Annotated in this window: 20 protein-coding genes; 12 read left to right on the forward strand and 8 right to left on the reverse strand. The window is 39.0% G+C overall.

All coding sequences use genetic code 11. The features are described 5' to 3' along the window. Positions 1-675: 675 nt before the first annotated feature. From G7B20_RS15840 to G7B20_RS15850, 3 genes are all read left to right on the forward strand, one after another. Positions 676-3,141 (forward strand): glycosyl hydrolase family 95 catalytic domain-containing protein, encoded by a 2,466-nt coding sequence (locus G7B20_RS15840; RefSeq protein WP_164112393.1) that lies wholly within the window; start codon positions 676-678, stop codon positions 3,139-3,141. Positions 3,142-3,181: 40 nt separating this feature from the next. Continuing rightward, positions 3,182-3,607: a (deoxy)nucleoside triphosphate pyrophosphohydrolase gene (locus G7B20_RS15845; RefSeq protein ID WP_164112394.1), complete on the forward strand. Its 426-nt coding sequence runs from the start codon at positions 3,182-3,184 to the stop codon at positions 3,605-3,607. Between the two features lie 126 nt (positions 3,608-3,733). After that, a complete protein-coding gene (locus G7B20_RS15850; RefSeq protein WP_164112395.1) occupies positions 3,734-4,285 on the forward strand; it encodes a GNAT family N-acetyltransferase in 552 nt (183 codons plus the stop codon). A gap of 323 nt (positions 4,286-4,608) precedes the next feature. Here the strand turns inward: G7B20_RS15850 and G7B20_RS15855 are convergent, their stop codons facing one another. Further along, positions 4,609-5,673: a 3-oxoacyl-ACP synthase III family protein gene (locus tag G7B20_RS15855; protein WP_164112396.1), complete on the reverse strand. Its 1,065-nt coding sequence runs from the start codon at positions 5,671-5,673 to the stop codon at positions 4,609-4,611. A gap of 343 nt (positions 5,674-6,016) precedes the next feature. Here G7B20_RS15855 and G7B20_RS15860 point away from each other — a divergent pair, with 343 nt between their 5' ends. After that, positions 6,017-6,649: a YiiX/YebB-like N1pC/P60 family cysteine hydrolase gene (locus G7B20_RS15860; RefSeq protein WP_205600249.1), complete on the forward strand. Its 633-nt coding sequence runs from the start codon at positions 6,017-6,019 to the stop codon at positions 6,647-6,649. 303 nt (positions 6,650-6,952) lie between these two features. Beyond that, positions 6,953-8,311, forward strand: a complete 1,359-nt coding sequence (locus tag G7B20_RS15865; protein ID WP_164112397.1) for a sensor histidine kinase — start codon at positions 6,953-6,955, stop codon at positions 8,309-8,311. Here the strand turns inward: G7B20_RS15865 and G7B20_RS15870 are convergent. Further along, a complete protein-coding gene (locus G7B20_RS15870; RefSeq protein WP_164112398.1) occupies positions 8,281-10,182 on the reverse strand; it encodes an AAA domain-containing protein in 1,902 nt (633 codons plus the stop codon). The two genes, G7B20_RS15865 and G7B20_RS15870, sit on opposite strands and share 31 nt — an antisense overlap. 318 nt (positions 10,183-10,500) lie before the next feature. On the opposite strand from G7B20_RS15870, the gene G7B20_RS15875 reads away from it, so the two are divergent. Together G7B20_RS15875 and G7B20_RS15880 are read left to right on the forward strand one after the other, a co-directional pair. After that, positions 10,501-11,367 carry a helix-turn-helix domain-containing protein gene (locus G7B20_RS15875; protein ID WP_164112399.1) on the forward strand — a complete coding sequence of 289 codons (867 nt, stop codon included), beginning with the start codon at positions 10,501-10,503 and terminating at the stop codon, positions 11,365-11,367. A gap of 201 nt (positions 11,368-11,568) precedes the next feature. Continuing rightward, positions 11,569-13,092, forward strand: coding sequence for an acyl-CoA dehydrogenase family protein (locus tag G7B20_RS15880; protein ID WP_164112400.1), 1,524 nt, complete (start codon positions 11,569-11,571; stop codon positions 13,090-13,092). A gap of 95 nt (positions 13,093-13,187) precedes the next feature. Here the strand turns inward: G7B20_RS15880 and G7B20_RS15885 are convergent, their stop codons facing one another. The 3 genes from G7B20_RS15885 to G7B20_RS15895 form a co-directional block, all read right to left on the reverse strand. After that, the gene (locus G7B20_RS15885) at positions 13,188-14,312 is read right to left on the reverse strand and encodes a lipid II:glycine glycyltransferase FemX (protein ID WP_164112401.1); all 1,125 of its coding nucleotides are present in this window, start codon (positions 14,310-14,312) and stop codon (positions 13,188-13,190) included. A 223-nt stretch (positions 14,313-14,535) separates the two neighbouring features. Then, entirely contained in the window at positions 14,536-14,784 is a 249-nt protein-coding gene (locus G7B20_RS15890; protein WP_164112402.1) for a hypothetical protein, read from the reverse strand. Positions 14,785-14,861: 77 nt separating this feature from the next. Next, a complete protein-coding gene (locus G7B20_RS15895; protein ID WP_164112403.1) occupies positions 14,862-15,518 on the reverse strand; it encodes a metal-dependent transcriptional regulator in 657 nt (218 codons plus the stop codon). 118 nt (positions 15,519-15,636) lie between these two features. Here G7B20_RS15895 and G7B20_RS15900 point away from each other — a divergent pair, with 118 nt between their 5' ends. After that, positions 15,637-16,458: a ZIP family metal transporter gene (locus G7B20_RS15900; RefSeq protein ID WP_164112404.1), complete on the forward strand. Its 822-nt coding sequence runs from the start codon at positions 15,637-15,639 to the stop codon at positions 16,456-16,458. Between the two features lie 10 nt (positions 16,459-16,468). On the opposite strand, the gene G7B20_RS15905 is transcribed toward G7B20_RS15900, so the two are convergent. After that, a complete protein-coding gene (locus G7B20_RS15905) occupies positions 16,469-17,104 on the reverse strand; it encodes a peptidylprolyl isomerase (protein ID WP_240452862.1) in 636 nt (211 codons plus the stop codon). Between the two features lie 824 nt (positions 17,105-17,928). Here G7B20_RS15905 and G7B20_RS15910 point away from each other — a divergent pair. Both G7B20_RS15910 and G7B20_RS15915 read left to right on the forward strand, forming a co-directional pair. Continuing rightward, positions 17,929-18,207, forward strand: coding sequence for a hypothetical protein (locus tag G7B20_RS15910; RefSeq protein WP_164112406.1), 279 nt, complete (start codon positions 17,929-17,931; stop codon positions 18,205-18,207). Between the two features lie 21 nt (positions 18,208-18,228). Then, a complete protein-coding gene (locus tag G7B20_RS15915) occupies positions 18,229-18,732 on the forward strand; it encodes an immunoglobulin-like domain-containing protein (protein WP_164112407.1) in 504 nt (167 codons plus the stop codon). A gap of 222 nt (positions 18,733-18,954) precedes the next feature. On the opposite strand, the gene G7B20_RS15920 is transcribed toward G7B20_RS15915, so the two are convergent. Then, the gene (locus G7B20_RS15920; RefSeq protein ID WP_240458433.1) at positions 18,955-19,143 is read right to left on the reverse strand and encodes a DUF3050 domain-containing protein; all 189 of its coding nucleotides are present in this window, start codon (positions 19,141-19,143) and stop codon (positions 18,955-18,957) included. 111 nt (positions 19,144-19,254) lie between these two features. Here G7B20_RS15920 and G7B20_RS15925 point away from each other — a divergent pair, with 111 nt between their 5' ends. Beyond that, on the forward strand, positions 19,255-19,758 hold the full coding sequence (locus tag G7B20_RS15925) for an immunoglobulin-like domain-containing protein (protein ID WP_164112408.1): 504 nt from the start codon (positions 19,255-19,257) through the stop codon (positions 19,756-19,758). A gap of 222 nt (positions 19,759-19,980) precedes the next feature. Here G7B20_RS15925 and G7B20_RS15930 read toward each other — a convergent pair whose 3' ends face one another. Beyond that, the gene (locus G7B20_RS15930) at positions 19,981-20,751 is read right to left on the reverse strand and encodes a DUF3050 domain-containing protein (RefSeq protein WP_164112409.1); all 771 of its coding nucleotides are present in this window, start codon (positions 20,749-20,751) and stop codon (positions 19,981-19,983) included. 184 nt (positions 20,752-20,935) lie between these two features. On the opposite strand from G7B20_RS15930, the gene G7B20_RS15935 reads away from it, so the two are divergent. Continuing rightward, a complete protein-coding gene (locus G7B20_RS15935; RefSeq protein WP_164112410.1) occupies positions 20,936-22,294 on the forward strand; it encodes a WG repeat-containing protein in 1,359 nt (452 codons plus the stop codon). Positions 22,295-22,388 lie beyond the last annotated feature (94 nt).

Consider the following 22,388-nt stretch of genomic DNA (forward strand, 5'->3'; position numbering starts at 1 on the left):
AGACCTATAATCTAAATTGAAGGCCTGTTTACATCTGGATTTTTTTTCAATCCGCTCCAATAAGAAAACTGTATTGACAACTATCATTCATACAGATATAATGCTGGACAAGTTTTTGTTTGCTATCAGCGTAATATACCCATTCCGCCGTTGCTCCGCAAATCGGACAGCATAGAGAGTCGTCCTCTATTGAATAAATTGGCCTTCCCATAATGATAAAATTTCATACAAAAGTAATTCTTTTAACTAATGAAGGGTAATTAATTTCGTCATCAGGGTATTTAGGATAAAAGCTTTTGACATGCTGTCTGTCTGTGATAAAATCGACCTGTGGAGAGTTTCATAGTTCATCGTCCAAATGGAGATTATTTTATAAGATCTATCTAAATCGATTGCGTAAATTCTTTCAAATAGGGCTTACATTTTTTTTAATTTTAAAAAAAGCTTTGTCCGATACGTTGAAGCGACCGAATTATAAATTTGTCACCTTAGTAATTTCTAAAATGGAATGTAATGCAATTAAGAATTTATGGCATGGCTGTCATTTAACATTTAGTGTTGTTTTTGACAATCATTGGAATAGGGGACCTATACCAACCCGCGAAATTAAAACAAACTACGAGCGTATGCTCGTCCAAAATCTTGGCTATAATTAAAATTTAATCGAATACCATAATGAAATCGTACTGCTTTATAATTATTTCTCTTTGTCTTTTTCAAATACCAAGATTACAGGCGCAGTCCGCAACTGAACTGCTGCTAAAATATGACCGTCCAGCGGAATACTGGGAAGAGGCACTGCCTCTTGGAAATGGTCAAACAGGAGCAATGGTATTTGGTGGTGTGCAACAAGAGAGATTCCAGTTGAATGACCATACCTTATGGTCTGGATATCCGGAACCAGGCAATAATCCGGAAGCGGCCTCTCTCCTGCCCGTCTTGCGCAAACAAATACTTGACAATAAATTTGACCAAGCCGAAAAAACATGGCGTAAAATGCAGGGCCCTTACTCTGCCAGGTACCTTCCGCTAGGAGACTTATGGTTAGATTTTGAACACGATGGACAAAAGGCTACGGACTATCTAAGGACATTGGATATTCAAAAGGCGATCAGCACGACAACGTATACAATAGATCAGGTTAAATATACCAGAACTGCTTTTGTAAGTCATCCGGCAAAAGCATTGGTCATCCACCTTAAAGCCAACAAAAAAGGAAAAATAACTTTTAAATCAAGATTGAGCAGCGAACTGAAAGCTACAAGCCATGTAGAAGGGCAACAGCTATTGCTGCAGGGAAAAGCACCTAAATATGTAGCCCATAGAACTTACTTTCCAGAACAAGTGACTTACGACCCCAATGAAGGCTTGGAATTTGAAGCTCGATTAGCTATCCGTAATAAAGGGGGAAAGATTCAGGTCGGTAGTGACTTCCTCCAGGTTATCGGTGCCGATGAGGTGACTCTTGTTTTGACAGAAAGCACGAACTTTAATGGTTTTAACAGGTTTCCAAAAAATGGGGATAAAAAAGCATCTAACGAAGCTAAAGCAAAAATGACCAACGCTTTAAAAAACAAAATAGGAAAGCTGACTGATGACCACACAAGAGATTTCCGGCAACTTTTTGACAGGGTAAGCTTCTACCTCGAAGCTCCTGCGCAGAAAGCGCAATTGATGACAGATAGTAGACTTAGAAACTTTGAAAAAGATCCTTCTGATCTGCACTTGCAGGCTTTATTTTTTCAATATGGACGCTATCTGCTTATCTCTAGTTCGAGACCAGGCAGTAGACCCGCCAACCTTCAAGGGCTATGGAATGACAAAGTACAACCTCCCTGGGGCAGTAATTATACGATTAACATTAATACAGAAATGAATTATTGGTTGGCTGAAAACACAAACCTGTCCGAATGTCATGAACCTTTGCTATCGTTTATCGAAGAACTGTCCATCAACGGAAAAGAAACTGCTCGGGTAAATTATGGTATACACGAAGGTTGGGTAGCACATCATAATTCAGACCTGTGGGCAAAAACATCGCCTGTAGGTCATTTTGAAGCCGACAAAACGTATTATCCCCAGGCATTTTGCTGGCAGATGGGTGGTGCATGGTTAAGCTTACACCTATGGGAACATTTTAATTATACGCAGGACAAGCATTTCTTGCGTGAAAAGGCTTATCCTTTGATGAAAGGTGCTGCTCAATTTATGCTAAACTGGCTTGTGGAAGATCCAAAGTCTGGTTTTTTGGTAACAGCACCTTCTACTTCTCCCGAAAACGTATACACGTTTGAAGGGAAGAAATATAGTATAGGAAAAGCCACAACAATGGATATTTCTATCGTCAGAGAGCTTTTTAAATCCATTATTTCTGCATCAAAGGAGTTAAATGTAGATGTTGAATTCCGGAATAAAGTTGAAAAATCAATGGCTAAGCTCTACCCCTTCAAAATCGGCAGATACGGGCAGCTTCAAGAATGGGCAGAAGATCTTGACGATCCCAATGATTCGCACCGCCATATATCTCATCTGTTTGGGCTTTTTCCAGGCTCACAGATCAGTAATGATGATAATGCAGATTTGGTAAAGGCGGCTAGACAAACTCTTGAGCACCGAGGGGATGTGAGTACCGGATGGAGTATGGCCTGGAAGATAAACTGGTGGGCTAGAATGCAGGACGGAGACCGTGCTTATAGCATTTTAAATAAATCATTCGTCTTTATAGAGCCTGCAGCTAAAAAAAATGTTAAGCGTAGGCCTGGTGGAGGGGTGTATTCTAATTTATTTAGCGGACATCCTCCTTTCCAAATTGACGCAAACTTTGGTGTATCAGCAGGAATTATAGAAATGCTTGTGCAGAGCCACGAGGGCTTCATACGTATATTACCGGCACTACCAACTGCCTGGAAAACGGGGAATATTAATGGCATAAAGGCCCGTGGGAATTTTGAACTGTGTATACAATGGGAGAATGGAAATTTGAAAGAAGTTGAAATCATATCTCATGGAGGAAAAGAATGTGATATTATAATGCCACAGAAGGCAAAAATTATAGGGGCTGAAGCTGTAGTAAACATGGAAGGCAATCGCTACAAATTCAACACAAGGAAAGGGGGGAAATATCGAGTTGTCAATCTGTAGCTATTTTTTTATTATTTACTTTCTCTATCTTTAGGCGCATATGCTACATGTAACCTGTGCTATAATAGTCCATAAAAGTAAGGTCCTGATCTGCCAACGATCGGCCAGCATGAAGCTGCCGCTGAAATGGGAATTTCCGGGAGGAAAGCTCGAAAAGGACGAATCACTAGAAGATGGCCTGCGTAGGGAGGTGCGAGAGGAACTGGGTGTCAACATCGGTATAGACCAAGCATTGACGCCTGTAGAACACCACTACCCTACCTTTTCGATCTGCCTATATCCATTCGTCTGTGAATTGAAGTCCGGCACTGTACAGGCTACAGAGCATGTACAGGCCATATGGGTAGAAGCGGCGGAGATGCTGCGCTATGACTGGGCAGAGGCGGATATACCTATTGTAAGGGAGTATCTGGATAATTTAGGTACCGGCGGCAGGATGTACTTGCCGATTGTAAAAACTGTCTGATTACGAACAGAAAAAAATCAAAAGCGTGCATGGCCCCATGAACTTCTACTAGTGGGAACGATACGTTAGAATTCTTTATATTTACTTTTCAAAATGCTATTATATAGGGTAATCAAACACTAAATTATGAAAATTATTATTGAAACAGGACGCCTTCTCTTGAGAGAGCTCGATCATATTGACACAAATGATTTATTTGAAATGGATTCTGATCCTGAAGTTCATTTGTATATAGAGAATAGGCCCGTAACTTCAATATCCGAAATTACTCAAGTAATCAACATGCTAAAAATACAATATCAAAAAAACGGGATTGCTCGCTGGGCTGTTGTAGATAAGATAACAAATGAATGTATCGGTTGGTCGGGATTAAAGTATTTTGAAGGACCACTGAATAATCAAACTAATTTTTATGAGCTTGGATACCGTTTTAAGAGAAAACATTGGGGAAAGGGTTTTGCTACCGAATCTTCTAGAGCTATTCTAAGTTTTGGATTTGAAAAGCTAAGTATAGATTCTATTTATGCGATCACCGATCCCAAAAACCTGAATTCAAAAAGGGTACTGTCTAAATTAGGGTTTGATCTCAGAGAGACATTTGACTATGAAGGCGATATGACGGACTGGTTTGAATTGAAAAGAGAAACCTGGCATACAGCAAGAAGTCTATATCCTTAAATTGGCGAGAGATATCGAAAACGACCATGCGCGTATTCGATATTGAAGGCGGTGTCGAATACTTAGGCCTATTTTTGTGATTTACAGGGGATGGGAATACCTGTTACATAAGCATCAGATATTCCCATAAGTTTGAAAGACTATGTTTGCCTTTTTAGACGAATTCCCCCTTTTTCATTTCAGCATAGACACCAATGTGGTGTTCAATAACAATGAAATGACGCATAAAACTGCACAAACGAAAGAAAAAAATGTCGAAATTCTTGATTACAAAGTTGCTTCTCACTCATTTTTAAGATTAGAAATTAAGGCTTAATCCCGCATTACCACCTATAGGTTACTGCATTGATGTTCATTCCAGCACCTACAGACGCAAATAGGATCAAGTCGCCTTCCTTCAATGTGAATGAATCGATCTCTTTGCTTAATACCTGATGTAGTAGTGTCGGCACCGTGGCTACCGAACTATTACCCATGTGTGCGATATTCATCGGCATGATATCTGCCGGAAGACTTTCTATTCCATAGAGTTCAAAAAATCTTTTGACTATAGCTTCATCCATCTTGTCATTGGCCTGATGCAGGAAAATCATCTTTAGATCACCTATCGCTTCACGACTTTTGTCGAAACAATCTTTCATGGCCTGGGGTACATATTTGAGCGCATATTCATATACCTTTCTTCCTTTCATCTTGATGTACTGCGGCTCTCCTGTTTCTCCACTATTTTTGTTGGACGAACTGATATAATCAATTTCGTATCCGGTGTCAGATCGTACAGCTGTATTTATGATACCTGATTTTCCTGTCTCAGTAGCCTTCACGATACAGGCTCCTGCACCATCGGAAAAAATCATACTATCCCGGTCTGTAGGATCCAGTACCCGCGAGAGTGTCTCTGCACCTATTACTAGACAGATCTGCGCATCGCCAGACCGGATCGCCATATCCGCCTGAATCAATCCCTGTACCCAACCTGGACACCCAAATATGATATCATATGGAATGCACGCCGTATTTTGGATACGCAGTTTATTTTTTATACGTGAGGCTATCGATGGAACCATATCGCGCGGAGCACCGGGATATTTCATCTCTCCGTAGTTATGTGCGACAATAATCAGGTCTATAGATTCGCGATCTATTCCCGATTGTCTAATAGCTTCTTCTGCTGCAAAGGCACCTATATCGGAAGCGGCAATACCTAGGGGTGCGTATCGACGCTGCTCTATCCCAGTGATTGCCTTAAATTTGCGTATTATCGTCTCCACAGGCTGCTGGATCGGCGTATGCTCATCGGTATAGAATGTATTGTTTAAAAAAACCTCATTCCCTATTACCTCTGTAGGAATATAGGCCCCTGTACCGACTATTTTAGATCGAATCATGTGTATTATAATTTAAGAGAAACACTAAAAAAGGTTAATCCATCTGAATTTAGGGATAAATAACCGTATTTAGTTGCTGTTATCAAAATATTTTGGTCAATATATTTATAAAAAAAATATTCTAAGTTCTCGATTTATCCGCTAAAACATGAAACTTGTGACTACCGCTGAGAATACTCTGCTTCATAAAAGCCTTTATCTACCATTCTATTCCTTATGGAATTTCGTACTTTTACGACGCTATACAAAGCTTCTTCCTCGATGCTTGTCTCTATTCTTGAAAAGAACAGGCTTTACCGTAAAGAAGAAAGGTAGCAGTTAATTTAACCCTTTAGCAGATAAAATGAAAAAAATAACGATTCTACTCGTATTCATACTCAACATACTAACGCTTCGTGCGCAAGACAGTGTAATCTATAACGGAGTGACTATTTTTGAAGGTGATCTTCTCTTTGTCGGCGCTGAATCAGAAAATCTCTCCGGAGCGATCAATAGGGTCACACAACGATCGGAGAGCATCTCTTTTGATCATGTAGGTTTAATTGAAATTGCAGAAGGCATCCCGTACATTCTCCACGCAAGTAGTCGTAAAGGGTCAGTAAAAGAGCCTTTGGATAGTCTGAGTGGAGAGCAGCTGTATGTCATATATCGAATCGATAGCCAATATAGGTCTGCTATCCCGGAGGCAATAACAAAAGCAAACCGAATGCTGGGGAAGCCTTACAACTGGAGCTATAAACTGAACGATAGTACCTATTACTGTTCGGATTTTGTAGAAAGGGCTTTCAGGCACGTCGAACTATTTGTTTTGGAACCTATGACCTTTAAGAATCCTAAAACAGGTGATTTTGACGATTTTTGGATAGGGTTTTATGCTAAACAGGGATTGGCAATACCTGAAGGCGAGTTAGGGTGCAATCCTAACGGCCTGGCTTCTAACCCTAAATTAAGCCGTATCGGCTCGCTCCGATTGTAGAACTAATCTATGATCCGGCCCAATGAAATTTTCGATGGCCGGACAAATGAGTCACCACTTTTGGTCAGAAAGTGATAGAGGGGGTATCGGAGATAAATAGCTCCGTAATTTTGGACGGGTAAAAATTGGTTAATCTTTTTTAATTTTAAAAATACATTTTGCTACTTATATTTGATAAAAAATGGGCTGAGCTAAGAAAAAACTGAAATAGACTCCCTTTAATCTGACATTATACAGTGAATAGAATATCTTGAAAACATAATCCTTTTGTATCCATATTTTGCCACTTGAATATATAGACCTATGAAACGTATCCTATATTATTGGGAAATGCTAACGCATATCGGTACAGATCCGTCTATGTCCTACATGGAGTTCAAAAGAGCGCAGATGGTGAACATGATTGCATGGTTCTGTATTCTTCCTGCCATGCTCTTTTCGATTACCAACTTTTTCGAACATCGTTATCTACTGGCATTGATTAACTTTTCAAATGGGCTATGTGATATTGCAGTGCTGCTGCTTCAATACCGCTGCAAACCAAATCATGCCAAGTTAATGCTCCTAACAAGCAACTTTATTTTCTTTTTTTTGGGAGCTGTTCTCTATCACAATGGGGCAGAATATTTTCTAGTGTGTATACTTATATCTTCAACACTTCTTTATGATGAGCGTCGGATTCATATTATCTTTGGACTAGCAGTCACTTTAGCTGTAGTATTAATCTATCTTTTCCCAAACATCAATTCGCTTGAAAAACCCGTACCCCTACTTCGTGTTCTTTATAACATAATCTGTGCGCTTATATTCATTATAGCCTCTGTAAATTTTTTTTTAAGGATCATTTACAAAAACATAAGGAAAATAGAAGATCAACGTCGCTCATTACAAGCCATCAATAAGGATAATGAGAAGATATTTTCTATAATCGCCCACGATATCAAAAGTCCTTTTGCATCGCTGGAAACTATGGTTGTAGCCTTGAGAGACCAAGTACTAAACAACGAAACTTCTGCTGATTTTATCCATCAGCTCCACCTCCGAATCGTTCAACAAAACCAAGTGTTGGATGATCTCTTGCAATGGGGAAGTAGCAGTCTACAGGGCATCGCCCCCCCTCCTACAAAGGTGTTGATCAAACCTATCATCCAAAATATTTTAAATGGTTTTGAAGAACAAACCATAATGAAGCAATTAAAGATAACGCTACATGTTTCGAACGAAGAGCATGTTGTTGTAAATAAAGATCACTTTATCATTATATTACGTAATTTGATCAGTAATGCTATAAAATTCAGTTATGTCACGGGTGAAATCGAAATTTTCACGTCCAAGGACCAAAACTTCAAATTTATACACATTAAAGACCAAGGAGTGGGCATTAACCCTTCGAAATCAGTATTGCTATTTAATGTCATACAGCACAAATCACTTGGAACAGTGGACGAACCGGGGGCTGGCTTGGGATTAGTATTGTGTAAAGACCTCATCGAAAGAAACGGCGGCATCGTCCATATCAATAGCATACCAAATAAAGGTTCTATATTTACAGTTGGACTTCCTTGCCCTACAACTATGGACAAGGAACCTGAGGCTAAAGAGAAAAATACCTACGCCGAAAAGAGAAAAATCTATAAGCTTCCCCACTCCCAAACACTGTGATAACCTCCTACTGACTCAACATATGTTAAAAATCCCTTGTAAAAAGGGTGAGCCCCTATAGTAGCACTATCTCCTATCACGACAATCTTCTTTCTAGCTCTTGTCAAGGCCACATTCATACGACGAATATCGGATAGAAAACCAATAGCTTGATCGCTATTACTACGTACAAGACTTATATAAATAATATCTTTCTCTTGTCCCTGAAAACCATCTATGGTAGTGATTTGAAGGCTACCGAAATCCTTATTATTGATTTCTGCCAACATGTCTTTCAGCAAGGTGGCCTGACCGCGATAGGGCGTGATGACACCTACGTCCGGTAAAACAGCATCGCGATGCAGATCACGGCATTGAGACAATAGTTCAGAAAGATGGCTTTTCAAAAAAAGTGCCTCTTCCCTATTCAATAGGGTATCATCTGCTTCAGACTCTTCGTATCCGGCCCCGGCTGTATCGATGAAAATAATCGGTTGGGAATCTCCCTGTAAAGTCCATTGTGACACAGACGGCGCTGCCTTTAACATTCCCCGGTATAAAACAGTAGATGGATAAGCCATTATCTGGCTATTCATACGGTACTGTGTGTCCAAGAAAGAAACCGCTTCGGGGTATAATTTGATTAACTTCTCAAACAACGTATGAAACAGAGCGTTACTCCGCCCCTGACTGGACTTGACCGTAGGAGGCAACTGACAATGATCTCCAGCCAATATCAAGTGGTCGGCTTTTAAAATAGGAATCCAACAAGCTGGTTCTAGTGCTTGTGCAGCTTCATCGATAATAACAGTCTTGTAATACCGATCTTTAATATAGGGGTTATTGGCTCCTACCAAGGTCGCTGTAATTACCTGGGCTTTGTTTAATATATCTTCGGTTACGTAATCTTGTATCCTGTCAATTTCCTTTCGTATTTTGCGGGCTTCATTTAACAAAGCTTTACGTTGTTCATATTCGGATCGTCCAAAGTTACGCTTATACTTATGAGCCATATCGGTGTACGCTCTGGCTTGTTTACCCAGCACCTTGACTTCGCGATAAGCAGGATGCTTATTAGCTTTTTCATCCAAGGTTAGCTCCATGAGATGATCGGAAATCTTTACGGGATTGCCTATCCGTAACACATTAAGTCCTATTAAATCAAGTCTTTCGGACAACACATCTACAGCTGTATTGCTGGGTGCAACGACGAGTACCTGCTGCCCTGTACGTTGTATTAGCTCATATATCGCGTTAATCAATGTCGTCGTCTTGCCTGTACCTGGGGGACCGTGAAGTATGGTCAACGGCCCCTCGGCCAACACCTGTCTTACAGCACTGTTTTGACTGAGGTTTAGGGCAGTATTCTCGTAAAACGTATTTTGTGAACCAACACGCAGAGGTTCAATTCCTATAAGTTGACGTATCAACTGTCCATTGTCCTTATCTATGGCTCGAGACTCGGCTTCCACTAATGCACCCGTCATCTCCCGGTAGGAATTTTCGTCAAATAAGAGATCTATCCCCAGTTTTCCCTTACGACTCCATTCGGGGAGATCATCCGTGCGGAAAGACACACGCATTAAATACTGACTAACAAAAGCTATTGTACCTGAAATCCGATCTTCATGCGGATTGTGGTTCGAGAACAGAGAAACAGGCATACCAAACCTAAACTTATGGCTATTTTCTAAGTCAGTGGTTTTATGGATCGTGAGGGTAAGATAATTTCCTCGCCCCAATTCACTATTCGTAATCTGGATAGGATACCAAGAAACACCCAAAGATTTACGTGCATTGACTCCACGCTCTAAAAGCAACGATTGGTGCTGCTGTCTGTCATATGTCAGCTCAAGTTGTAATAATTCCAGTAGATCCTTAAAATAGTCCATCAATGCTTGTGTTATGTATTCAATTCGCAAATTAACCGCTTTTTTAGCACGTTAAGGTTAATATATGAAATATCCATGTAAAAAAATGTACAACCACTGATGACCGCGATGCAGCATGCCAGTCATATGAATTAAAGAATGGGCTTTAACGAACCGAACTTGCGAGCTCGTCGAAGATAATTATTTACATAGGAATAAATTATATCTCACCTCCTGAGAATAACACCTTATATATGTAGTCTTCCTATGAATATGCCACAAAGTTTTTTTAATTTTAGTTATCGGTATGCATGAATCATACAACAGTTTTTTTAAAAAATGGAAAAACAAGTTAATGCGGATGAATTTGTAGAACGTTTCATGATAGGTAGTCAGGAACACTTAAAACATCAACAATTTCCGGTCAAAATATTCCCCCTCAGCGAAATTGCTCCTTATATTAAGTTTCCTACTCCGCCTATTTTTTTAGGATACAATCTACTTGTCCATCTCACAGAGGGATATTTTACACACCAGATCGGCCCTAAGGAATATATGGTGAAGGCACCTGCTATCCTTATCAGTAGCTATGGCAACATCTCTGCAGTAAAGGCTGCTGATAAATCAGTAAATGGACACTGTATACTGATCAATGAAGCGGCTATGACTTCGATTTTCAGAGCCCAGGAAATTTTGAACATATTTAGCATTTCGCCACTGATCAACTTATCAACGGAAGATAGCCGAGATATCGATCAGTTATGTAAACTTCTGCGTAAAGAACTCTATGCAGATCATCCCTATAAAGAGCTAAATGATAGTCTGTTAAAATCTGTACTTCTAAAAGTAATTAAACTTTCCTCTTCGAATAAGCTATTGAATAGAAAACAAGAGATTGCGATGCGGTTTAAACATCTTGTTCACAAGAATTTTAAAAAACATAAGCATATAGGTTTTTATGCTGACAAGCTTGCTGTCTCGACCAACTACTTAAACCGATGTGTTTTTTCTGTTTTCAATAGCTCGTCTAAAGAGCTTATACTCGAGGTGTGTATTATGCATAGCCAATTACTTCTTTTTGAATCCAACAAGAGCATTTCGGATATCTGTTACGAATTGGATTTTTCTGATCCTTCTTACTTTTCACGTGTTTTTAAAAAGATAGTTGGACTCTCTCCAACAGAATATCGAAATAATGCTAAATAAAAAAAGCACGATTTGTCCTAGTATTGGTACGAGATAAGACACATAACACGACACATTATCCGCTATTTTTGTAATAAGGAAACGATTAAAGGAAATTTAACGCAGCAATACTTATCAATGCCCGTAAGAACATTGTTTTGTTTTGTGCTAGGATTGTCCTTAAATTTGTTTACTCAATGTTTCAATTAAAAAACGTTTGTTATGCTTAATCTAACGGAACAAATCGGTGTTCATCAAGATTTCAATCTGTATATAAAATCCTTTAAGGAGCGGTTGTCTAGTTTATTCAATACTGAATATGATTATAATTCTATCAGTTTGTCTAGGGGGCTCCCTCCCACATTTTTGAGTGAGATCATGGCGATGAACCCACTTTCAGTAGCTATTCCTGAAGAACATGGTGGCAGAGGCGTGCACGTCAAGGAATGTCTGGGCGTATTATCCGCCGCATCTTATGAGTCACTATCGCTATCGCTCATGTTTGGTATTAATATCGCTTTATTCCTGGAGCCTTTTGCCAAATATGCTGACCCGTCTTTACACGCTAGCGTCTTCAAACGTTTCTTAGAAGATAAAGCTATGGGCGGCTTGATGATTACAGAACCCGGTTATGGCAGTGATGCCTTGAGCATGCGCACTGCCCATGAACTGCAAGGTGACACCTATACCATCAAAGGACAAAAGCACTGGCAAGGCTTAACGGGTGCTGCTGACTTTTGGTTAGTCACTGCCCGGAAAACTGTGGCTAATGGTGAATTAGCAAGAGATATTGATTTCTTTGTAACGGATAACGCTATCGAAGACCAAAAGATCATCGTTCAAAGGAAATTTAATAACCTAGGTCTTTATGCCATTCCATACGGTCTGAATGATATTAACATCAAAGTCCCCGCTGTACAGAAGTTGGTAGCTGAAAGCACGGGTATCAAATTGATGTTGGATACGTTGCACCGTAGCAGGTTGCAATTTCCTGGTATGGGTATGGGATTCATAAAGCGTCTTTTGGATGAGTCTTTATTACACTGTAAGACAAGACGCGTTTCGGGACAGCCATTGAGTGAGATAGATGCTGTAAAGTTTCAATTATCACGTATCCAAGCGGCCTACACCTTATGCTCGGCCATGTGCTCCTACAGCAGCAGCATGAGTTCTATAGCCGAGGATTTGTTTGGTAATGCAGTTGATGCCAATAGTGTGAAAGCACTAGTTACTGATTTGATGCAGGAATCCGCTCAAATAGCACTACAGCTGGCCGGGGCAAATGGATATCGCCTAGATCATATCGCTGGTCGAAGCGTAGTAGACAGTAGACCCTTCCAGATTTTTGAAGGATCTAATGAAATGCTTTATTCGCAGGTCGCTGATGCTGTAGTACGGGTGATGCGCAAAACGAAAGTCAGCAATCTGCTCGATTATCTAAAAAGCTACGAGCTTACAAAAGATGCGGCAGAAATATTCGGTAGTACTTTGAACATTAACCTCCCGGATCAAACTAAACAACGCCAGATGGTTACATTGGGGAGAATGATTGCACGTGTAGTCTGCTTCCAGTTTGTAGTACATTCTAACCATCGCGGTTTCAACAATGAAATGACCGAGATAACCCGCCAGCACATACAAATGGACTTGAGCATGTTGGCAGGGCAATGGTCAGCAGGCACACAGGCAGATCCATTAATGGACTACGAAGAAGGTAGCGATTGGACAAATTTTATACATCAATAACAGTTGAAACATAACTTAGATAGGTATCTAAAGTTATCGCTATAAAAAAAGCCTGTGACTATACGTCACAGGCTTTTTTTATAGCTAGTTTAAAATCAACTTAGGTGATAGCTTTGATTTTTAAATTCCATTGAAATGTAGTATTGATACTTTTGCTTATCAAGTGGATAATCCCAACAGCCTAAGCGGTGATAAATATCCCCTCCAAATCCAGACTTGAACCTATAAAGTCCATAAAGTGGATGCGAGGGATCTGCCTGAGGAGCTACTCCAAAAAAATCATACTCGGTACACCCCAGTTCTCGTGCAATTTGCATGGCTCGCCATTGCAACGCATAGGTTGCCATATAATTTCTATTCTCCGTTGCCGACGCCCCATAGAGGTATGTTCCTCTATTCGCGGCGACGACCAAGAACATAGCCGCTAGTGGTGTTTCATCAACTTCAGCAACCAAAAGATATACATCCGCTGGCGATAGCGTATCATTTGCCCGTGCGGAAAGCACGATCTTGAAATAATTAATATCGTGAAGGAAAAAGTTATTGCGCTCGGCCGTTTGTCGGTACAAATCGTACCAGACATCTATACTTTCTAAACCTAGCGATTGAATACGAACGCCTTTTCGTGCGGCAAGATTAATATTATACCGCGTCTTAGGCTTCATTCGTGCAAGCAGCATTTCATCATCTCGCTTCAGATTCATGAATATGGTATTTGATGGTAGAATGTCTGTATTGGCTTTATGTAGATTCCAATGCGTTGTATTGAAATTAAGTCGCATTTCCTGAATACGTCTATCAGGCACACCCAACCAGTTGCCGTGCAGATCGTAACAATCATCATCTTTTGCCCAATGAGATTCCCAAGATAAATCATACCGAATCATGATACAATTCTGCGGTAGATAAGATCGCAGACTCTCGGAAAGTTGCTCTAGAAAATAACCTTGATTTTCTTCAGAAGGTTCCACTTCTGGGCCGTAAGGTACATAAGCAATACAGTGTTCCTTATCTATCGCCTGTATGATAACTAAAAAATCGCCTATCAAATAACCTGTATCTGTTGTATCTACATACAAATCGGATAACTTGGTCTCAAAATTAAAAGCTTTGGACTGCAATCCCTGTAATTTCTTAACTGCTGACCAATATGCTGTCTGCTGAATAATGCCTGTTCGGTATAAGTCTTCAACTTCCTTGTCCTGAATATCTGCTATCATGTTTCCTTTTATTCTTTTTTTGAATAAAACATACTGAAATAAACCCTATCAATATGCCAAAAGTGGCAAACATATCTATTATTAATGGATAATACCAGAAGCTATTGTTGATTTAATGTTAAAAAGCCTGTCTATCTAAACCTCAATAGTGCAGGGAAAAATACTAATTTGCTGTGATCTTATTTTTTGCGGCTACATAACGATCAACCTTCTCCATCAATAGCTAGGATAAAACGACACAAACGGCTCCTACATAACCGACGATAAGCAAACCAGATATACCGGCACTATAGGCACATGCAGATACAATATTCCCAAAAGAAGAAGCGCTGATATCCACGGCTTTGAAAAGCATATCACCTAAGGGGGGCATTACCATAAAATCCAGCACAACGGTAAACGGTGTCAACGCCAATAAAAAAACGGTCTTTTCATAACTTGAAAAACTGGATTGAATAACGGCTTCGGACATAGAATAGCTTTGTTGAAGCTTAAAAGTAAGGAATATTTTAAAATTATGTGATGGGGTGTTTTATCCTTTCCTCTCCTTTATCCTTTCCTCACCAAGAGGCTATCACAGACCAACGAAGTCAACATAACGCCTACTCTTCCCAAATAACTCACATGCATACTCTTATCAAAATCCTCAATATCTTCGATGCGGATACTTATCCCTAATCCTAGCTCACGCGCATCAAGGTATTTCAAAAGAGACGACGACGACTGTCCGACAGCCATCAATTCTACCTCATCTCCCACCTGACACTCACTAAGTTTTAAATATGGGGCTTCTGCGACATTACCCTCCTTGTTAGGGATTGGAGACCCATGGGGGTCTACGGTAGGGTATCCCAAAAGTTCGTCCATCTTATTGAAAAAATCGGGGGCGTGTATATGCTCTATCTGCTCTGCAATATGATGTACTTCGTCCCATCCAAATCCCATTTTCTCGACCAAATACATCTCGGTCAAACGGTGCTTCCGAATTACCAATGCAGCCTGTAAACGCCCTTCGTCAGTCAACTTCAGGGGTTTATAATTTTCATGAATGACAAACCCCTTGTCGGCAAGCCGCTTCATCATGCTGTTTACGGTCGGCATTTTTATATCCAGAAACCGACTGACCTCATTGACCGTAGCCTCTCCCTTTGTTGCAGACAACATAAATAAAGCCTTCAGATAGTTTTCCTCTATGGGCGTGTTCATACACAAATCTACAAATTATTAGAGTATGCAAACATATTTGTTGAGAATAATTTTGTTAGAATAATCTAACTTATTACTTTTGATAAAATAAATTAGCTCACGTTAAGCAATTTCCGACATGTTTGAATCCATTATTTCATTTTTAGAGCAGACTGATCCAATTTGGGCAGCCTTTTATGCGACCATGTTTACCTGGTTGTTGACCGCCTTAGGTGCTGCTTTCGTATTTTTCTTCAAAGGAAACCACAAGAAATTTATGGATGGTATGCTCGGATTTACAGGAGGAGTAATGGTAGCTGCCAGTATATGGAGTCTACTTATACCTGCTATCGATATGAGTGATGGCGAAGGCTTTACAAAAGTAATGCCCGCCGTACTAGGCTTCTTGGCAGGAGCAGCATTTCTATTTGTCTTGGACAAAGTATTACCTCATTTACATGTCAACTTTAAACAAGTAGAAGGTATAAAGACACCCTGGCAAAAAACAACACTGCTCGTATTAGCCATCACCTTACATAACATTCCAGAAGGATTGGCTGTAGGGGTATTATTTGGTGGTGTCGCTGCTGGTATTCCTGCCGCAAGTATCGGTGGTGCAATAGCACTAGCCATAGGTATAGGATTACAAAATTTTCCAGAGGGAATTGCCGTTGCTATGCCATTGCGACGGATGGGGATGAGCCGCCGAAAAAGCTTTTTTTACGGACAGCTTTCGGCTATTGTCGAGCCAGTTGCAGGGGTTACTGGAGCAATTGCCGTGGCGGCCTTTACGCCTATTTTACCTTATGCATTGGCATTTGCAGCTGGGGCTATGATATTTGTAGTCGTAGAAGAGGTAATTCCGGAAGCACAGCAAAATAAGAATTCAGATATGGCTACCATGGGATTTATAGGCGGATTCATCATTATGATGGCTCTTGATGTGGCATTGAGTGGCTAGAGAATTAAAATTAATCTAGCCGTATTAACTTAAATTCAATGGGAAGTACTGGATAATCCAAACTATCCGTCTTGACTTTACTGATTTCGAGGAGCACGTCCATTCCTTCATAAACTTCACCAAAAACAGTATAATCTCCATCCAACCGAGGCTGCCCTCCAAATTTAAGGTAGCTGGCCCATTGCTCCGGCGTATATTTACGCCCTTTCTTTTCTTCCAGCTGAATCAAATCTTTCTCTAAGACGGGTCTGCCTACCACGAAATAAATCTGATTTAAAAATGAGGCTTTCGCGGGATTATCGTCCCGTCCAGCACCTAATGCTCCAACTTTATGAAAAGCTCTCTGGTCGAACTCGGGCCCTAACCTAGGCTTTGCACCAGAGGGATCAGCTCCCTCTCTATTGGCTATATCGACATCATGCTCACCACCTTGCACAACAAAATCAGCTATAACCCGATTAAAAAAAGACTTCATATAGACTCCGTCCTCAACAGACTGTAAAATCAAATCCCTGTGCCGGGGTGTAAAATCGTAAAGTAGTACCTTAATATTTCCAAAATCCGTTTGGAATACCAAGCGGTTGGTTTGTGCCTGTAGGGATATTGTCCCCAACAAAATCATTATCAAGAGTGATACTATTCGCATATATATCAAAATAAAATTAAAGTTAACTTTCAACCCCAAACAAATTCGCCCTTATACCCAATATAAGTGTTTAAATATAAAAACGAATTTTGTAGCTATCCTCATCTATTTAGATTTTTTACAGATAAAATGTCAAAGATGTGTCATTTCAGATAAAAAACTTCCTATCCCCTTGCATAGTGTACAGATTACACTTATATTTGTGCTATCATAATTTAGGTTTATAATTGGTTATAAAGGTTTTCATTCTCCCCGTTTGAAAACCTTTTTTTTTCTGAAAGTTTTTGCTGTTTATCAATAATATTGCAATACAATGTTAGACCAGTGATTATTCATTGACCTATTTTCTTGTACAGACTAATTCGTTTCTGTTTCTTTTGTATGATTATTTATCATGAAAAGGACTTGATTAATAAAAACAAGAGTATAATTTTTTGTTCGAGCGCTAAAGGCATCAACTTTTGGTTCTTAAACGTCTGATATCAGTTTTTTTACGGGGAGTCTAACCACCAAAAAAGCGACGATCTTTTATTTGGTAGGACGTGTACAGCTCGAAGCAAGACTTGGGGTGCCAAACTCTGATGCGACCTTAAAATAGTTTACAGACTTTATTTTGCACTGGGCTGTTTTGAAGAGGCATATAAGGCGGATTCTTGCCAAATGAGATCATTGATCAGATGGAGTTTAAATGCAGCTGACAATCCCGAACATCAACATATTTCGCTGATTTTTAGCGCTTTGTAATTTTCTTTTTACACTAAATCGTTTCATAGCGTCAAAAAAAACGGTACATTTCTATATTTATAAATTTAAACTATTTTATTATGAGAAAAGCAATCTTAGTGAGATTGACATTTTTGGCTTTAATATTATTGAACGCTTGTTCTGATAGAAGTCAGTTTGATGAATTTCAGTTCAATAAAGTCGGTATTGGTGACAAACTTGCGAACAATAAACCTTTTGCCATGTTCGCTGTAGAAGGAGACGCCTCTCCACAAGAAGTGGCTAATCAAAAATTGACCAAGTTAATAGAAGGTTTTGGAGTACAGAGAAACAGGAAAGCAGACAATATTTTAACTACCTTTGGATTAGCTAGGTATTAATTACAGATTAAATTTTAAGATATGTTTACACGAATAAATTTCTTGGTTTTTTTTACCCTATTATTTCAGTCAAGTTACGCTAGTAGTAGCGTTAACCCCTCCGCTATAGTTACAGAAAATTTAAACATTTATAAAACACAGGCAACGGGTGGTGGCTATAATAGTCCAGATAGTATTGAGATGCAACTATTACCAAATGTGCTACTTCGAACCGAGGATAAAAAAATAGTACAATGTGTAATAATGAATAAGACAGAAGAAATATTGTATTTTGCTAATAAGTTTATAATAGAACGATTTGTAAATGGAAGATGGCAGATTGTGCCTTTACGCGAAAATCTTGGATGGGAAGAATATCTTGGAGTTGTCAGGCCTAAATCGAAAAATTCACAACCATATGGTATTCCATTCATATTAGCTGATGAATTTAAAAAAGCTGGCAGATATAGGTTATGTAAAAAGCTTTGGTTTAAGAGTAAGCCTGAGCAGAAAATATTGGTGACAGCAGAATTTACTATTAAATAGTGAAGTTCTATACTATAACTTGTGTATGTAAATACTAATGGGTATTTCAACTCCATTAGTATTTTTTGTTTATTACTTTACAGGTCTGAATATATAAATTGCTTATCGAAGCTGCCTTTACTTTTTTTCTGAAAGTGTATGTTTTCAGAGGCCACCAAGAACTTTCATATCTGTTGGTGATTCAATGGAATCATGAAAGTTTTGTTGTCTCCGACCGACTTTTCATCCTACAATACGATCGTAAATGGCATCCCACAAAGCTATTCTTTTTGTTAAAGCCTCTTTTGACACCTTTTTTATGGCATCCCATTTTGCTTCATCTTCCCCCGCTAGCTCCATGATCATCTGCATAGCAAGAGGCCCATGCTCATCGCCGTCCAATTCGCCTCTCCACAAGAAGTGGCTAATCAAAAATTGACCAAGTTAATAGAAGGTTTTGGAGTACAGAGAAATACGAAAGCAGACAATATTTTAACTACCTTTGGATTAGCTAGGTATTAATTACAGATTAAATTTTAAGATATGTTTACACGAATAAATTTCTTGGTTTTTTTTACCCTATTATTTCAGTCAAGTTACGCTAGTAGTAGCGTTAACCCCTCCGCTATAGTTACAGAAAATTTAAACATTTATAAAACACAGGCAACGGGTGGTGGCTATAATAGTCCAGATAGTATTGAGATGCAACTATTACCAAATGTGCTACTTCGAACCGAGGACAAAAAGATAGTACAATGTGTAATAATGAATAAGACAGAAGAAATATTTCATTTTGCTAATCAGTTTATAATAGAACGACTTGTAAATGGCAGATGGCAGATTGTGCCTTTGCGCGAAAATCTTGGATGGGAAGATTCTCTTGGAATTCTCAGGCCTAAATCGAAAAATTCACGGCCATATGCTATTCCATCCATTTTAGCTGATGAATTTAAAAAAGCTGGCAGATATAGGTTATGTAAAGAGTTTTGGTTTAAGAGTAAGCCTGAGCAGAAAATATTGGTGACTGCAGAATTTACTATTAAATAGTGAAGTTCTATACTATAACTTGTGTATGTAAATACTAATGGGCATTTCAACTCCATTAGTATTTTTTGTTTATTATTTTACAGGTCTGAATATATAAATTGCTTATCGAAGCTGCCTTTACTTTTTTTCTGAAAGTGTATGTTTTCAGAGGCCACCAAGAACTTTCATATCTGTTGGTGATTCAATCGAATCATGAAAGTTTTGTTGTCTCCGACCGACTTTTCATCCTACAATACGATCGTAAATGGCATCCCACAAAGCTATTCTTTTTGTTAAAGCCTCTTTTGACACCTTTTTTATGGTATCCCATTTTGCTTCATCTTCCCCCGCTAGCTCCATAATCATCTGCATAGCAAGAGGCCCATGCTCATCGCCGTCCAATTCGATATGACGTTCAAAATAATAGATAAATTTCTGCAAATCAGTATCGGGAAAACGAACCTGGATTTCTTTGAGTATAGCACTAAACATGCCTGGAATTAAATCTTCTCTGCCAAAAGTAAAAGCAGCAGCAACTTCGTGATCTCCTCCATCAAAAATAACAGTAAAGGTATAGTCTAAAAAAGCTTTTATACGTGGATCAGCCTCCAGTCCACCTATAGCTTCTCGAACCTGTACACCTTGCTTGATAAGGGTGACGAACTGATCGATAGCAGCGGTATCTGCCCCCATTGAAATCATCGCATCCAAATACATTTCAAAATGACTTAACCGTCTTCCGTCAATATACTCGTCCGATTCTTCGGCCAACACAATTTCATTAATAAGGTATCTTGTATTTGGATATTCTGAAGCTACCCAGGGTACCTGTGTGCATGTAAGGCGCCTTTGTAAACTTTTCAATAAAGACATAAAATCCCAAACGGCATACACGTGTACTTCGGTAAATAAACGTAAATCGTTAATACTACTAATTTTGGAGTATAACGGATGTGCTAATAATTGTTCGCGTTCATTTTGGATATACGCATTAATCTCTTCAATCTTATTCATATACAAAAGTAGGGATTCGAAGGCGTATAGCTAAAAGAAACAGTAAATTAAATGGTCCTCTTTCTTTATTTAACAGCCTTCGAACCACAATATTTTGATTCCTAGAGCGATAAAAATTAGCGGTTATCGGGGATAGAAAATGCATAAAACTATTAGCATCTTTGTGTAAGTAATGGAACTAAAAATGAAAAAAATAACTTTATTTATTACAGCAGTAGTATTAACCTTCACAGGTGCCTGGGCACAATCCCAAAAGCTGTTTCGAATTGACTACAGTGTGCTAGCCGAATCTGACGCTAAGACAGCGGAAAGCAGAGGCAATGCATTAATGACTGCTTGGGTTAACAAAGAATACTTTAGAGTAGATAATGCTGCACTAAGCGGGGTTATATACATCACGCATAAAAACGAAAACTCTTCCTTTGCATTAATACCAGATTCAGAAGAGTACCTGATTAATGACACGAACATCGAAGAGGAAGAAGAACTGTTACCGATTAAGCTTGTGGCGGGAAAGCAGAAAAAAATAGCCGGCTACAACTGTAAACTGGCACAATTAAAAGTAGACTATGGCACAGAAGAGAATGAAGAAGCTTTGATAGAGATTTGGTACACCGACGAAATACCTAGTCTTTATTGGGGAGAATTCCAATTTTTCAAACAACTAAAAGGAGCCGTATTATCATTATCGGTCGGAGGCAACGGGTTTATAGCAAGTAAAGTACAAAATGAAACATTGGATAATAGTTACTTCGAGGTACCAGATGGTTACACAGAAATGACCGGTGAAGACATGGATGCAGCCGAGACACAATTGGCCGAGGACCGTTTTCTGTACAGTGAAGAATCCGGTGAATTGTTTGGTATGAAAGACGAATCTGATAATATCATAATCGAACCGCTATATACTTACATCGGTATATTTACAGACGACAATGTCGCGCTTGCAATTGATAAAAACGAGAAATATGGTGCAATTGATAAAAATGGTAAGGTATTAATCCCATTTACCTATGAATACCTCAACTATGACGATAATACAAAGCAGTATCTATATGGTCAGAATGAAAAATATGGTCTATTGCATAAAGATGGTAAAACCTTTATACCTGCAAAATATGATATGATATCATTCTTCAACCATGGCATGGCTATGGTCACGATTGGTGAAAAAAGTGGTCTAATCGATCAAAATCAAAAAATAGTTGTTCCTATCGAACATGCGTTAATTTCTGATTATAACAAAACTAATTTTGCTACTATTGTAGATGAGGAATATGTCTTGTACAACATCACGCAAAAGAAAAGAATAGGCGAAACATTTGAATTCATCTATCTGCCTACTGAAAACAACCTCATCCTAGCGCAAAAGGATGGAAAATATGGATACATTGACGAGAACGGTAAAACACTCATTCCTTTTAAATTCACTTTTGCGAATACATTTTCGGAAAACATGGCAGCTGTAGCAGAAGATCCAGAAGCTCTAGAGATATACTATATCGACAGTAAGGGGCAACGTATTCATACTACCGAAGACTAATTTTACTTTTCAGATCTCCTCTATGCTGATCAGTTAGCATAGAGGAGATTTCCCCTCATTTCAACAGAAAGCTTTATATTCGTTGACTTATCTT

The sequence above is a fragment of the Sphingobacterium sp. xlx-96 genome (assembly GCF_011007365.1).
GTDB classification, from domain to species: domain Bacteria; phylum Bacteroidota; class Bacteroidia; order Sphingobacteriales; family Sphingobacteriaceae; genus Sphingobacterium; species Sphingobacterium luzhongxinii.